The sequence below is a fragment of the Bradyrhizobium sp. CFUWI genome, from assembly GCF_056429085.1.
Genome location: NZ_JBWJZE010000005.1, coordinates 15,160 through 28,059 on the forward strand (window position 1 = coordinate 15,160; position 12,900 = coordinate 28,059).

General features: G+C 64.2%; 14 protein-coding genes and 1 tRNA gene. 7 read left to right on the forward strand and 8 right to left on the reverse strand.

The genetic code is table 11. The features are described 5' to 3' along the window. Window positions 1–61: 61 nt before the first annotated feature. Window positions 62–1,144, reverse strand: a complete 1,083-nt coding sequence (gene pheS / locus AC066S_RS12715; RefSeq protein WP_135170099.1) for a phenylalanine--tRNA ligase subunit alpha — start codon at window positions 1,142–1,144, stop codon at window positions 62–64. A 152-nt stretch (window positions 1,145–1,296) separates the two neighbouring features. Between pheS and AC066S_RS12720 the strand changes: the two genes are divergently transcribed. Further along, complete coding sequence (locus tag AC066S_RS12720; RefSeq protein WP_126256930.1) at window positions 1,297–1,710, forward strand: hypothetical protein; 414 nt, start codon at window positions 1,297–1,299, stop codon at window positions 1,708–1,710. An 8-nt stretch (window positions 1,711–1,718) separates the two neighbouring features. Here the strand turns inward: AC066S_RS12720 and rplT are convergent, their stop codons facing one another. Together rplT and rpmI are read right to left on the reverse strand one after the other, a co-directional pair. Then, complete coding sequence (gene rplT, locus AC066S_RS12725) at window positions 1,719–2,078, reverse strand: 50S ribosomal protein L20 (RefSeq protein ID WP_028179126.1); 360 nt, start codon at window positions 2,076–2,078, stop codon at window positions 1,719–1,721. A gap of 80 nt (window positions 2,079–2,158) precedes the next feature. Further along, window positions 2,159–2,359, reverse strand: a complete 201-nt coding sequence (rpmI, locus tag AC066S_RS12730) for a 50S ribosomal protein L35 (RefSeq protein ID WP_008539890.1) — start codon at window positions 2,357–2,359, stop codon at window positions 2,159–2,161. A gap of 272 nt (window positions 2,360–2,631) precedes the next feature. Here rpmI and AC066S_RS12735 point away from each other — a divergent pair, with 272 nt between their 5' ends. Next, a complete protein-coding gene (locus AC066S_RS12735; RefSeq protein ID WP_126256931.1) occupies window positions 2,632–3,036 on the forward strand; it encodes a hypothetical protein in 405 nt (134 codons plus the stop codon). A 168-nt stretch (window positions 3,037–3,204) separates the two neighbouring features. On the opposite strand, the gene infC is transcribed toward AC066S_RS12735, so the two are convergent. Then, the gene (gene infC / locus AC066S_RS12740) at window positions 3,205–3,744 is read right to left on the reverse strand and encodes a translation initiation factor IF-3 (protein WP_085969949.1); all 540 of its coding nucleotides are present in this window, start codon (window positions 3,742–3,744) and stop codon (window positions 3,205–3,207) included. 250 nt (window positions 3,745–3,994) lie between these two features. Between infC and AC066S_RS12745 the strand changes: the two genes are divergently transcribed. Together AC066S_RS12745 and AC066S_RS12750 are read left to right on the forward strand one after the other, a co-directional pair. After that, window positions 3,995–4,810, forward strand: a complete 816-nt coding sequence (locus tag AC066S_RS12745) for an alpha/beta hydrolase (protein WP_478269838.1) — start codon at window positions 3,995–3,997, stop codon at window positions 4,808–4,810. Between the two features lie 214 nt (window positions 4,811–5,024). After that, the gene (locus AC066S_RS12750) at window positions 5,025–5,498 is read left to right on the forward strand and encodes a nuclear transport factor 2 family protein (RefSeq protein ID WP_478269839.1); all 474 of its coding nucleotides are present in this window, start codon (window positions 5,025–5,027) and stop codon (window positions 5,496–5,498) included. Window positions 5,499–5,627: 129 nt separating this feature from the next. Here the strand turns inward: AC066S_RS12750 and AC066S_RS12755 are convergent, their stop codons facing one another. The 3 genes from AC066S_RS12755 to AC066S_RS12765 form a co-directional block, all read right to left on the reverse strand. After that, window positions 5,628–6,425 (reverse strand): acyl-CoA thioesterase domain-containing protein, encoded by a 798-nt coding sequence (locus tag AC066S_RS12755; protein WP_478269840.1) that lies wholly within the window; start codon window positions 6,423–6,425, stop codon window positions 5,628–5,630. A 141-nt stretch (window positions 6,426–6,566) separates the two neighbouring features. Next, window positions 6,567–7,742 carry a tRNA epoxyqueuosine(34) reductase QueG gene (gene queG / locus AC066S_RS12760; protein WP_478269841.1) on the reverse strand — a complete coding sequence of 392 codons (1,176 nt, stop codon included), beginning with the start codon at window positions 7,740–7,742 and terminating at the stop codon, window positions 6,567–6,569. A 97-nt stretch (window positions 7,743–7,839) separates the two neighbouring features. Beyond that, complete coding sequence (locus tag AC066S_RS12765) at window positions 7,840–8,532, reverse strand: glutathione S-transferase family protein (RefSeq protein ID WP_126256936.1); 693 nt, start codon at window positions 8,530–8,532, stop codon at window positions 7,840–7,842. 169 nt (window positions 8,533–8,701) lie between these two features. Between AC066S_RS12765 and AC066S_RS12770 the strand changes: the two genes are divergently transcribed. Continuing rightward, window positions 8,702–9,508, forward strand: a complete 807-nt coding sequence (locus AC066S_RS12770) for an undecaprenyl-diphosphate phosphatase (protein WP_135170094.1) — start codon at window positions 8,702–8,704, stop codon at window positions 9,506–9,508. Window positions 9,509–9,686: 178 nt separating this feature from the next. Here the strand turns inward: AC066S_RS12770 and AC066S_RS12775 are convergent, their stop codons facing one another. Beyond that, window positions 9,687–10,652 (reverse strand): complex I NDUFA9 subunit family protein, encoded by a 966-nt coding sequence (locus AC066S_RS12775; protein WP_478269842.1) that lies wholly within the window; start codon window positions 10,650–10,652, stop codon window positions 9,687–9,689. A 150-nt stretch (window positions 10,653–10,802) separates the two neighbouring features. On the opposite strand from AC066S_RS12775, the gene AC066S_RS12780 reads away from it, so the two are divergent. Both AC066S_RS12780 and AC066S_RS12785 read left to right on the forward strand, forming a co-directional pair. Continuing rightward, window positions 10,803–10,889, forward strand: a tRNA-Leu gene (locus AC066S_RS12780). A gap of 88 nt (window positions 10,890–10,977) precedes the next feature. After that, a complete protein-coding gene (locus tag AC066S_RS12785) occupies window positions 10,978–12,636 on the forward strand; it encodes a tyrosine-type recombinase/integrase (RefSeq protein WP_478269843.1) in 1,659 nt (552 codons plus the stop codon). The last annotated feature ends 264 nt before the right edge of the window (window positions 12,637–12,900 follow it).

Genomic DNA, 12,900 nt, shown 5'->3' on the forward strand with positions numbered 1-12,900 from the left:
TGCCCCTCCCCCACAAGGGGGGAGGGAACGGAGAGAGTCTTCGTATGGCCGATCGCCGCCATCACGAACTCAGCCCCCCCGCCAGCGTCGGCACCTCAAGCGGCTTGAAGCCGTAATGGGACAGCCAGCGGACGTCGCTGTCGAACAGCTGGCGCAGATCGGCGATGCCGTATTTCAGCATGGCGATGCGGTCGATGCCCATGCCCCAGGCGAAGCCCTGGTACTCGTCGGGATCGATGCCGCAGGCGCGCAGCACGTTCGGATGCACCATGCCGCAGCCGAGAATCTCGAGCCAGTCCTCACCCTCGCCGAAGCGGATCTCGCCCTTGTCGCGGCGGCACTGGATATCGACTTCCAGCGACGGCTCCGTGAACGGGAAGAACGAGGGGCGGAAGCGCATGTTGATGTGGTCGACCTCGAAGAACGCCTTGCAGAACTCGTGCAGGATCCATTTGAGGTGGCCGAGATGCGAGGTCTTGTCGATGACGAGGCCTTCGACCTGGTGGAATTGCGGCGTATGGGTCGCGTCCGAATCGATGCGGTAGGTACGGCCCGGGCAGATGACGCGGATCGGCGGCTTCTGGCTCAGCATGGTGCGCACCTGCACCGGCGAGGTGTGGGTCCGCAGCAGCATGCGCGAGCCGTCCTCCTTCGGATGGAAGAAGAACGTGTCGTGCATCTCGCGCGCCGGATGACCTTCCGGGAAGTTCAGCTTGGTGAAGTTGTAGTCGTCGGTCTCGATGTCGGGACCTTCGGCCACCGAGAAGCCCATGTCGGCGAAGATCGTGGTCAGCTCGTCCCAGACCTGGCTCAGCGGATGGATGCGGCCGGCCTCGGCCTGAGCCTCGCGCAGCGGCAGCGTGACGTCGACGGTCTCGGATGCCAGCCGCGCATCGAGCGCCGCGGACTTCAGCACATCGCGTCGTGCCGCGAGCGCCTCGGCGACCTTGTCCTTGGCCTGGTTGATCGCCGCACCTTGCGTCTTGCGCTCGTCGGGCGACATCTTGCCGAGCGTGGCAAGCAGCGCCGAGATCGAGCCCTTCTTGCCGAGGGCTGCGACGCGCACCGCTTCGAGCGCGGCTTCATCGCCGGCGGTGGCGATCTGGTCGAGGATGGATGTTTCGAGCGTTGCGAGGTCGGACACAGTCAAATCCTTGGCTCCAAATTCGGCTGGGTTGTCGCCGCCGGAAGGGCGTAACGTCAAGCGAAAAGCCGGTGTTTTCGGGCTCCCGCCCGGCCGGGGTGAACCTCGCGAGAGCGCGGGCCACCAAGGAAGGATACGAGGAGACCTTCGCGATGCCTTCGAAATGCTGTTGGGCCGTTCTGGCCGCTGTTCTGTCCATTGCCGGTACCCCGGCGCGCGCCATGGTCTGCATGGAGCAATCCATGACGCTGGACGAGGTCGCGGCCGCCATCAGCAGCGAGAAGAGCTGCCAAAGCGCGATGAAGGTCTTCAGGGATTGCCAGCTGACCGCGAGCGGCGATGTCGAGCTCGGCGCCGCCGTCGAGACGAAGTGCGAGGCGGACTTCAAGCCCGGCCTCAGCGCCGCGCAGGCGCAGGCCTACAAGCGCGAGATGCGCGCGTGCGACGTCAAGTACCGGAACAAGTCCGGCACCATGTATCAGTCGTTTACGGCATTCTGCCGGGCGGAGGTCGCCCAGCGTTACTCGCAACGCGCGCTGCAGGCTGCGGGCCAGAAGGCCCGCTAGCGCAAGCCTTACGCTGCCAGCGCGGCCTTGGCCTTCTCGGCAATGGCCTGGAACGCGGCGGGCTCGCTGATCGCGAGATCCGACAGCACCTTGCGGTCCACGGTGATCCCGGACTTGGCCATGCCGTCGATAAATCGGCTGTAGGTCAGGCCGAACGGACGGACGGCTGCGTTGATGCGCTGGATCCAGAGCGCGCGGAACGTCCGCTTCTTGCGCTTGCGATCGCGGAAGGCGTATTGCATCGCCTTCTCGACCGCCGGCTTGGCGGCGCGGATGGTGTTCTTGCGGCGGCCGTAGAAACCCTTGGCGGCCTTGTAGACTTTCTTGTGCTTGGCGTGGGCGGTCACACCGCGTTTGACGCGAGACATGACGAAATCCTTCAGAGATGACTTTGGTTATCGGATCGCCGCGGGATGCGCGGCACGAATGGCAATGATCGTGGACGCGATCAGGCGTTCGGCAAGAAGTACTTCTTGACGTTGTCGCCGTCGGTCTTGAACAGCACGCGGGTACCGCGGAGCTGACGGATCTGCTTCTTCGTCCGCTTGATCATGCCGTGACGCTTGCCGCGCTGGGCGTGCATCACTTTGCCGGTGGCAGTCACCTTGAAGCGCTTTTTAGCGCCCGATTTGGTCTTCAGCTTGGGCATTTGGCTCTCCTAATGGCCACAGAGATCCGCCCGCGAAGGCGGCTGGCCGTCAAAATGCTCGTTAGAGCGTTGATTGTGCTCAGGTTTTACGAACAAGCGCGAAACCCGCACGAAACACCGCCACGGCAGCCCTTAATCAGCCGGGCGATGAAGGCTGGGCTTATGGCAGAGGACAAGCCAATTGGCAACGATGAACCGTTGGAACTTGGCCGGCGACTATCCGATGTTGCCACCCCCGCCGCCCCAGCCGTGTTGCCCGGAGCAGGACCAAAATGGCTCGCTTTTCCCAATCGCTTTCGGCTTCGACCGGTTTCGCCCGCGCGCGCCGCCTGGCGCTCCTTACCGTGCTCGCCGCAGCCGCGTTGCCTTCGACCGCGGAGGCCCGCGGCGGCCGCTATGACGGCATCTGGAACGTCACTTTCGCCACCACAAGAGGCAATTGCGGCTCCGGCTACAGCGTGCCCTTCACCGTCACCGGTAGCCGGGTCTCGTCCGCCGGCGGGGGCCGGGTCTCCGGCAGGGTCAAGCGCGGCGGCGCGGTCGCGGTCCATGTCTCGGTCGGCGCGTCCCATGCCAGCGGCGGCGGCCGGCTCGCCGGCGTAAGCGGCGCCGGCTCGTGGAAGGGCGTCATTTCCGGCGACCGGTGCAGCGGCACCTGGCAGGCGACGCGGAGCTGAATAGGGGCAAACCATCGCCACGACGGCGGTGAGCTCCCTCCCCCGCCCGCGCCCCGCAAGCGGGCGAGGGTGCAGCAGCGCTCGTGGCCTACACCTCGACCAAAACAAAACGGCCCGCCGGAGATCCGGACGGGCCGTTGAACTTCCTATCGTCCTAGCGAGCCGCGATCAGCGCGGCGCCAGCACCATGACGACCTGGCGGCCCTCGAAGCGCGCGTCCTGCTCGACCTTGGCGAGCTCGGCCACGTCGGTCTTGATCTTGTCCAGAAGCTTGGTGCCGATCTCCTGGTGCGCCATTTCGCGGCCGCGATAGCGCAGCGTGATCTTGACCTTGTCGCCTTCTTCGAAGAACCGCTGCATCGCGCGCATCTTCACGTCGTAATCATGATCGTCGATCATCGGGCGGAGCTTGATCTCCTTGATCTCGACGGTCTTCTGCCGCTTGCGGGCTTCCGCGGCTTTCTTCTGTGCCGAATACTTGTACTTCCCGTAGTCCATGATCTTGCAGACGGGAGGGCTGACATTCGGCGAAATCTCGACCAGATCCATGCCAGCTTCCTGGGCCATCTTGATGGCGAGGACCGTCTCGACCGTGCCCTTATTGTCACCGGTCTGATCGATCAGCTGGATCTGCGCATTGCGGATATCATCATTGATGCGCGGCCCGTCTTTGCTGGCAGCGGGCGGAGCTTTATTAGGACGGCGAATGGGTGGTTCTCCAAAGTTGTGAAAGAAGCGGCTATCTTGAAGGAAGATGCGGTTGCCGGCAAGCAAGTCGCTCGTGCGGGAAGCGAAAAACCCTCAAATGCGAGGCATTTTGGCCACGCCTGGGCACGTTGATCGACATAGACACCTTGCTTCTGTTCCGCAAGCGTCCCAAAGGGCCAATGCCGCATCAGATTGCGCCGCAGGAAGGCGCCCCGAACAGCTCAAACCGCACAGCCAGAGTAAACGTTCCATGACCGATCCAATTCCCGATGCCGTGCTCGACTTCATCGATGTGGGCGAGGGTCCGTCCGCACGCAGGATCGCGGTACGCCACCGGGGCGGGAAGGGTGCTGTCGCCGGCCCTGGCCTGGTCTGGCTGGGCGGCTTCAAGTCGGACATGCAGGGCGGCAAGGCCGTGGCGCTGGACGGCTGGGCCCGGGATCACGGTCGCGCCATGGTCCGGTTCGACTATTCCGGTCACGGCGAATCTGGCGGCGATTTCGCCGATGGAACCATCGGCCGCTGGCTCGAGGACAGCGTTGCGGTATTCGAACGCTTCTGCGACGGCTCGCAGGTTCTGGTCGGCTCCTCCATGGGCGGCTGGATGGCGCTGCTGCTCGCGCGCGAGATCAAGAAGCGGCAAGAAGAGAAGCAACAAGCCAAGGCTTCGCTTGCGGGGCTCGTGCTGATCGCGCCGGCACCCGATTTCACCGAGGAACTGATGTGGAAGAATTTTTCGCCGGCGGTGAAGCAGGAGATCGAGACCAAGGGGGTCTGGATGAGGCCGTCGGAGTATGGCGACGGCTCGCCCTATCCGATCACGCGGAACCTGATCGTGGAGGGCCGCAACCATCTCGTGCTCGGCAGCGCCATCGATCTCGGCTGCCCGGTCCGCATCCTGCAAGGCGCGAAAGACCCTGATGTGCCCTGGCAGCATGCCTTCGCGCTGACGCACCGTCTGCCGGCCGACGACGTCGTGCTGACCATGATCCAGGACGGCGACCACCGCCTCTCCCGCCCGCAGGACATCGCCCGCATTCTTGCGGCGGTCGCCGAGATCGGGTGAAGTATTTCCAAACAGCCGGTGTCATCGTCCGCGAAGGCGGACGATCCAGTACGCCGCGGCCGTTGTGATGAACTGAAAAGCCGCGGCGTACTGGATGTCCCGGTCCCGGCTCCGCCAAGGCTACGCCGAGGCCCGCAGGGTTGCTCGGCACGCCGGAGCTTCAGCGAAGGCGGCAAGCCGGGGCATGACGGAGGTCGGTGAGGGAGAAGTGCCAATGACAGACGTCACCATCGCCATGCTGCGCGCGTTCTGCGATGCCGTCGAGCAGCGCAACGGCCGCGCCTTCGCCGAGCTGTTCACCGAGGACGGCGTCTATCACGACGTCTTCTACGGCGCCTTCGCGGGCCGCGAGAAGATCGCCGCGATGATCGATGACTGGTTCTATCGCACGGCGACCGATTTCCGCTGGGACATGCATGACCCCGTCTCGGACGGCACCACGCTCTATGCACGCTACACCTTCAGCTATCGCTCGACGCTGCCGGAAGCGAACGGCGCGCGGGCGATGTTCGAGGGCGTCGCGATCATGACGCTGAAGGATGGCAAGATCGCTGGCTATCGCGAGGTCGCCAACACCGCGCCGGCGTTCGTCGATCTGAATTTCGCGCCCGGGCGGATCGCGAAGATCGTCGCCAAGCAAGGCGCCGAGCTGAGGTCGCGGCCGGAGATGCAGCGGCATCTGGCGTAGGTCTCTCCTCCAGTCATTCCGGCGCGCGCCACTTGGCGCGAACCCGGAATCCATTTCCCCTCTGGGCCTGCGGCCCGATGGATTCCGGGTCTGCGCCTGACGGCGCATCCCGGAATGACGGGGGAAGGCCTACCGCTTCGACGGATTCGCCATCGGCTTGCGCTGCGCCAGCGCGGCAACCGTCGCGGTGCCGATCGGGCCCTGCTCGTCATAGAGCCAGCATTCGCCGATCGCGACGCCATCGGTGGCGTGATGCTTCACCACTTCGAAACCGATCCATTCCGTCACCGGCAGGCGGTGCAGGTAGATCGTGACGTCGCTGTTGATGTAGCCGAGACCGTTGTCGCCGGCATTGGCAAAGGGGCTGGCGAAATCGGCGCCGGTGGCGACATGGACGAACGGCGTCATCGGCACGCCGGCAACGAGCTCGCGCACCTCGCTCATCCACAGCCGGCGCGGCCCGAGCGAGCCCATGTGGCCGACGATCGGGCGCGTCGTCCATTTGCCGTTCATGCCGAGCCTCGGATCGGTGGGCTTCGGAATGTCGGCCGGCTTCGGCACCTCCCAGTTCGGCGGCGACCAGACGTTGCCTTCAGGATTTTGCGTCTTGCGCAGCAGTTGGCAGGAGGCGCGCGCCATGCTGACGCCGCCGGAGACGAATTCCGCTTCCACCACGCGGATGCGCAGACCATCGCGCACGAGGCGCGTCGTCACTTCGATCGGCTTGTCGATGGTCGGCAGCCGAAACATGTCGACGGTGAGCCGCGCCGGCACCAAGTCGGGGCCGGAATGGCGCTCCTCGATGGCAAAGCCGAGCAGGCCGACGATGACGCGACCGTGCAGGGATTTCGGATCCCAGGGACCATTGGCCACTTCCGTCGGATGGAATGTATCGCCGTCGCGGGTGAAGAAAGGCATGCTTGTCATGCGCGTGAGATTGAAGAAACGCGCGGCGAAATCAAGGTCCACGATCCTCATGGTGAGGAGGCGCGAAGCGCCGTCTCGAACCATGCAGGCCCCGCTGCGGCAGCTCGGCCTCGATCCTTCGAGACGCCGCTGCGCGGCTCCTCAGGATGAGGGGCTAACAGCGCTATCTGCTCGCCACTCTTCACGAACGCTCTCGTCGGGCTCGCGCTCGAGAGCATGAAGCCTCATCTCCGCAAACTCCTCCCCCTCCACCAATTGCCCCAGCGCCCACACCGCCGCCCCGCGCACCAGCGGGCTTGCATCATCGAGCAATCGCCGCGCCTCGTCCGCCAACGTTGCATCACCGGAGTTGCCGATCGCAATCAGCACGTTCCGCAAAAAGCGGTCGCGGCCGATGCGCTTGACCGGCGACTTCGTGAACAGCGTGCGAAACGCCGCGTCGTCGAGCCGTGCCAGCTCGGCGAGCGCAGGCGCGCGCAATTCGTCACGCGCGGCGAGCCTGGCTTCGCGGCCCTCCTGCGCGAACTTGTTCCAGGGGCAGGCGGCGAGGCAATCGTCGCAGCCGTAGATGCGGTTGCCGATGGCTTTGCGGAATTCGCGCGGGATCGGTCCCTTGTTCTCGATGGTGAGATAGGAGATGCAGCGCCGCGCATCGAGCTTGTAGGGCGCCGGGAATGCCGCGGTCGGGCAGATCTCGAGGCAGGCCTGGCACGAGCCGCAATGATTGATCTCGGCAGAGTCGCGCGGCAGCTCCAGCGTGGTGTAGATCGCGCCGAGGAACAGCCAGGAGCCGAATTCGCGCGAGACGAGATTGGTGTGCTTGCCCTGCCAGCCGAGACGCGCGGCCTGCGCCAGCGGCTTCTCCATTACCGCTGCGGTGTCGACGAACACCTTCACGTCCGACGGCGCGGTTGCGACCAGCCAGCGCGCCAGCGCCTTCAGCCGCTTCTTGATGAGGTCGTGATAGTCGTCGCCCTGCGCATAGACCGAGATCGCCGCGCGCGTGCGCTGCTTCAGGATCGCGAGCGGATCGGAGTCAGGACCGTAATTGACGCCGAGCATGATGACGCTGCGCACGTCGCTCCACAGCCCGCGCGGATCGACGCGGCGCTCCGGCTGCGCGGCCAGCCAGTCCATGTCGCCATGGCCGCCTGCGGCGATGAATTCGAGGAAGTATTTTCCGGCGTGCTCGATCGTGCCGGGTGCGGTGACGCCGATGCAATCGAAGCCGAGCGCACGCGCCTGTTCCTCAAGTGCAGCACGCAGCCGATCCATATCGGCGGGAGGTTTGATCGCTGTCGTTTCCACGCTCGTCATGGCCGGGCCTGTCCCGGCCATCCACGTCTTTGCGGCGCGCTCATAAGAAAGAGAAGCACATGGATGCCCGGGACAAGCCCGGGCATGACGGACGTCATCAGAAATCCAGGTCCACGTAGGTCCGCGACGCCGGCACGCCGGCCAGCCATTCGCTGAGCAGCGGACGGAACGACGGGCGGGATTTCACCCGAGCGTACCACGCCTTTGCTGCGTCGTCCTCGCTCCATGGCACGTCGCCCAGATAGTCGATCGCCGAGAGATGCGCCGCGGCGGCGAGATCCGCGTAGGTGAGCCGGTCGCCGGCGAGGAAATTGCGCGTCTGCGCCAGCCAGCCGATATAGGCCAGATGATAGCGCACATTGGCCTTGGCGGCGCGCATCACGTCGGCCGAAGGCGCCCCGCCGCCGTTCTCCTCGCTCATGAAGCGCTTGTAGATGCGCTCGGTGACGAGGGGATGCGAGACCTCCTCGAAGAACTTCTCGTTGAACCAGGCCATCAACCGGCGCACCTCGACGCGCTCGGATATCGCCTCCGGCATCAGGCGCTTGGGTCCCATCTCGGCGCCATAGGCCTCGTCGACATATTCGGCGATGATCGCCGCGCCCGGTACAGGCGGCTGCTCGTCGTCCACCATGACCGGCGTCGTGCCGGCGGCGTTGAGCAGCAGAAATGCCTCGCGCCGTTCCCAGCTGCGTTCTTCGACCAGCTTGAGGTCGAGCCCGTATTCGCCCGCGATCAGGCGGATGAAGCGCGAATGCGGACAGAACGGATGATGAAACAGCGTAAACATGAAGCCTTTGACTATTTGATGGTGCTTAAGAATCCATCAATGTTTGTGCGGCGCCACACTAGTCCTTCATAACCGCGAGGCAAGGGCGTGATGTCGCATTTTGCGATTGCGGCATGGGGGCGAATAGGCGAGAAGAGCCCCGCTTTTCAAGCCGAAATGGACCGTAAATATGTCAGACGCGATACGGGCAGTGATCCTCGGCATCATCGAGGGTGTGACCGAGTTCCTTCCCGTATCCTCGACCGGCCATTTGCTGCTCGCCGAGCGCTTCTTCCATCTCGGCGAAGGCGCGTTCTGGGATTCGTTTACGGTTCTGATCCAGCTCGGCGCGATCCTCGCGATCGTCGGCCTCTACTTCAGGAGGCTTTGGGACGTCGTGATCGGCCTGTTCACGGGCGATGCCTATGCGCCGCGCTTCGTGATCGGCGTGCTGGTGGCGTTCCTGCCCGCCGTGATCGTCGGCCTCGTCGCCGGCAAATACATAAAGATCCTGCTGTTCAACCCGTGGGTCGTCTGCTTCACGCTGATCGTCGGCGGCGCCGTCCTGCTCTGGGTCGACAAGCTCGATCTCAAGCCGCGCGAGCACGACGCCACCCGGTTTCCGCTGTTGATGTATCTCTATATCGGCATCGCGCAGTGCGTGGCGATGATCCCGGGCGTGTCGCGTTCCGGCGCCAGCATCGTCGCCGCGATGCTGCTCGGTGCGGACAAGCGCGCGGCGGCGGAGTTCTCGTTCTTCCTCGCCATCCCCACCATGATCGGCGCGTTCGCCTACGACTTCTACAAGAGCCGCGCGGAGATGACGACGGACCATATGGGGGTGGTCGCGATCGGTTTCGTGGTGTCGTTCATCACCGCGATCATCGTGGTCAAGACGTTCCTGGAATACGTCACCCGGCACGGCTTCGTGGTGTTCGCCTGGTGGCGCGTCATCGTCGGCACGCTCGGTCTGATCGCGCTCGCGCTGGGGCGATAGGCTCGAAGTTCAGGTAACAGCAATCTCAACGCTGAAGCTCGTCATGCCCGGCCTTGTGCCGGGCATCCACGTTCTTGGGTGCGCGAGAAAGACGTGGATGGCCGGGGCATAGGCGAGCGGCAGCGACGGCGTCCTATGGACGGCTATGCCCGGCCATGACGACGGAGAGAACGACCCCTCACACGCTCATGCGCTGGAACTGGCCGGCCGCGCGGAAGCGCCAGAGATATTGCGGGGCGATCGCTTCCAGCGAATCGGCGGCGATGCCGAGCCCTTCCAGCGTCAGGCCGGCGGCCTTTGCCGCCTCCGACACGACATTGTCGCGCTCGAGCAGCGTGACCTGGTCCGGCGTCAGCTTGAACGCGCCCGGCGCAAATTGCAGGAACGCGGCCTGGAAGCGGGCGAGGCCGAACGGCAGCGGCACCAGCATCCGCTTGCGGTCGGTGATCTCGAGGATGACCTCGAGGATCTCGCGCATGGTCAGCACTTCCGGCCCGCCGAGTTCGTAACGAGCGCCCGCCTTGGCCTTGCCGTCGACGGCGTCCGCGATCGCGGTGGCGACGTCGCCGACAAAGACCGGTTGCATCCTCGTCTCGCCGCCGATCAGCGGCAGCACCGGCGACATCCGGGCCAGCGCGGCAAAGCGGTTGGTGAACTGGTCCTCGGGGCCGAACATGACGGAGGGGCGGAAGATCGTGGCCGAGGGCACCGCGGCCAGGACCGCCGCCTCGCCGGCCGCCTTGGCCCTGGCATAATGCGATTGCGATTCGGCATCGGCTCCGATCGCGGAGACATGCACGAGGCCGGCGCCGGCCGCGGCCGCTGCCTTGGCGACCGTTTCGGCGCCCCTGGCCTGGACCGCGTCGAAGGTCTGCTCGCCGCCCTCGGCGAGGATGCCGACCAGATTGATCACGACGTGCGAATCACGCAGCGCCGCCTCGACCGAGGCCGGATAGCGCAAATTCGCCTGCACGGTGTGGACCTGCCCGACCCGGCCGGAGGGCTGGAGGTATCCGGCCAGTTCCGGCCGCCGCACCGCGACCCGGACCCGGTAATCGCGCTTGCACAGGGCACGGACGACATTCCGGCCCAAAAATCCCGAACCGCCGAAAACCGTGACCAGCGTGTCCAGATTCGATGCCATGGGAGCCATTCCTGCGGAAAAGAGTGCGTCTTGTCAGGCTTGTATCGGGCCGGTTTGCGATGCGCAATCGGCATCCCAACCGGGCTTCAAGCATGAATTGACAACGGCGTCACCGAACCGTAGTAACCGCCTCCGTGCCCCAAACGGCATGCCCAGGTGGTGGAATTGGTAGACGCGCTGGCTTCAGGTGCCAGTGGCTTAACGGCCGTGAAGGTTCGAGTCCTTTCCTGGGCACCATACGATTCTGGATATTAAGCAAATCCAGATAGATAAGCCCTTTCAGAGTGTTGCGTTGGCCCCGACTGTGTAACAATGGGGTGTAACATTGCTGTTCAGGGTTGTTCGGCCGATGCGCCGGGACGGGTCTCGCTTTCCTCTTTTCGTGCAACGCATTCCGGCTGATGTCCGGCGCAAAGCAGTCGGTATCGAACTGGCGATTCCGCTCGGTGACGGCTTCGTTTTTGTGACGCTCACCGAGAGCGCTCAGGCCGTCAGGTTCTCCCTCCGCACCGCAGAGCCTAGCGAGATAAAGACGCGTCAGGCAATCGCAGCGGCCTATCTGGAAACCGTCTGGGAGGCGCTCCGCAACGACGCCCCGGTGCATCTGACCCACCGGCAGGCGACGGCCTTGGCAGGCGAACTCTATCGCGTTTGGGCGGACAGCGAGAGCCGCGCCCGGAGTGTCGCCATGGTCCACACGCCCGGTGTTGGTTGGGCGCCGGATACTGAGAGCCACGAGGAGCAGGAAGCTCACTGGGCGGCCGTAACCGAGATGTGGGAGAGGGTCGGCGGCGACGGTGCGGCCAAGAAACTAGAGAAGGCACTCGGGCCTATCGTGGACCGCCTCTTGCTGACCAAGGGCATTCGCCGTGTGGATGGCGAATCACGCGCACTCTTGCTCACCGCCTTTTGGATGGCGCTGCGTGACGCCTTCGCGAGCCGCCAACGGAACGCAGCGGGAGACTATTCGCCCGACCCCAAGGCCGCTCGCTTTCCCGAATGGCAGGCCCCGGCAGATGCGCAGAAGGAAAAGCCAAAGCGGGGCGCTTCCAAGAATTCCCTCACCGGCTTAGTCGAGGATTGGTGGAAGGAAGCCAAGCGGGCCGGTCGCAAGCAGAGCACCTATGAGAGCTATCGCAACTCAATGGCGCGTCTTGTGACATTCCTGAAGCACGACACGGCGAACCGAGTGACACCCGAGGACATCGTTCGCTTCAAGGACTATCGCGTGCAGAGCGGCGTGAGCCCGAAGACCGTGAAGGATAGTGACCTCGCGGGCATGAAGACGGTGTTTGGATGGGCGGTGGTCAATCGTCGGCTGCCCAGCAATCCGGCCGAAGGGATTACCATCAAGGTCGGCAAGTCGCGCAAGCTCCGGTCCAAGGGGTTCTACGATTCGGAGGCTATCGCCATCCTGAAGCATGCCCGCGAGTTCGTGCCCGGCCGGGAAGCCCCGAAGCTGGCGGCGGCTAAGCGGTGGGTGCCGTGGCTGTGCGCCTTCACGGGTGGCCGCGTGGGCGAGATGATCCAGATTCGCAAAGAAGACCTCCGGCGCGAAGGTAAGCTGTGGGTGCTTCACGTGACGCCCGAAGCAGGGCCGGTAAAGACGGATGAAGCTCGCGATGTCGTGCTCCACCGGCAAGTCATCGAGGAAGGCTTTTTGGTGTTCTTTGAGAAGTCGAAGGGCGGCTATCTGTTTATTGATCCCAAGGCCGGCGAGTTAGGTGTGCGGAACGCGGTGAAGACGGCGCGGAACAAGGTCAATGAGTTCGTGCGCGAGGTGGTGAAAGACAAGAACGTTGATCCTAGCCACGGCTGGCGGCATCGCTTCAAGACTGTCGGCATTGATCAGGGCGTAGAGATGCGCGTGCTGGATGCCATTCAGGGGCATGCGCCGCGCAACGTCTCGGAGGGCTACGGAGACGTGACCACCAAGGCGAGGGCTAACGCCATCGCGAAGTTTCCGAGCATTGAAATCGTGTAGGCTTCGTTGGCCGACAAACATTAGCGAGCGGCTCTCGATTCGGACCTTGGTCCAAACTCCTCCAAGCAGCCCGTAGGCCCCTGTTCGATCCTACGGCAAAGGGTTGGTGCGGTGAACGTAAGGGATGGGGCTGGAGGCCAAACCGCACCGCCGACCGCCGAATGAGACTTAAGCCCCGTACGCTTTCGCCAGCATAAGTAAAGGCTTTCAAGAAGACCTTATTCACAACCGAACATTCCTGTGCTTCTATCTTAGGTATTGGCA

What these genes read in the sequence shown, in the direction of transcription:
- AC066S_RS12720 (WP_126256930.1), top strand. Translation starts at nt 1,297, where the DNA reads ATGCCTTCGAAATGCTGTTGGGCCGTTCTGGCCGCTGTTCTGTCCATT.
- rplT (WP_028179126.1), bottom strand. Translation starts at nt 2,078, where the DNA reads ATGTCTCGCGTCAAACGCGGTGTGACCGCCCACGCCAAGCACAAGAAA.
- rpmI (WP_008539890.1), bottom strand. Translation starts at nt 2,359, where the DNA reads ATGCCCAAGCTGAAGACCAAATCGGGCGCTAAAAAGCGCTTCAAGGTG.
- AC066S_RS12735 (WP_126256931.1), top strand. Translation starts at nt 2,632, where the DNA reads ATGGCTCGCTTTTCCCAATCGCTTTCGGCTTCGACCGGTTTCGCCCGC.
- AC066S_RS12745 (WP_478269838.1), top strand. Translation starts at nt 3,995, where the DNA reads ATGACCGATCCAATTCCCGATGCCGTGCTCGACTTCATCGATGTGGGC.
- AC066S_RS12750 (WP_478269839.1), top strand. Translation starts at nt 5,025, where the DNA reads ATGACAGACGTCACCATCGCCATGCTGCGCGCGTTCTGCGATGCCGTC.
- AC066S_RS12755 (WP_478269840.1), bottom strand. Translation starts at nt 6,425, where the DNA reads ATGACAAGCATGCCTTTCTTCACCCGCGACGGCGATACATTCCATCCG.
- queG (WP_478269841.1), bottom strand. Translation starts at nt 7,742, where the DNA reads ATGACGAGCGTGGAAACGACAGCGATCAAACCTCCCGCCGATATGGAT.
- AC066S_RS12765 (WP_126256936.1), bottom strand. Translation starts at nt 8,532, where the DNA reads ATGTTTACGCTGTTTCATCATCCGTTCTGTCCGCATTCGCGCTTCATC.
- AC066S_RS12770 (WP_135170094.1), top strand. Translation starts at nt 8,702, where the DNA reads ATGTCAGACGCGATACGGGCAGTGATCCTCGGCATCATCGAGGGTGTG.
- AC066S_RS12775 (WP_478269842.1), bottom strand. Translation starts at nt 10,652, where the DNA reads ATGGCATCGAATCTGGACACGCTGGTCACGGTTTTCGGCGGTTCGGGA.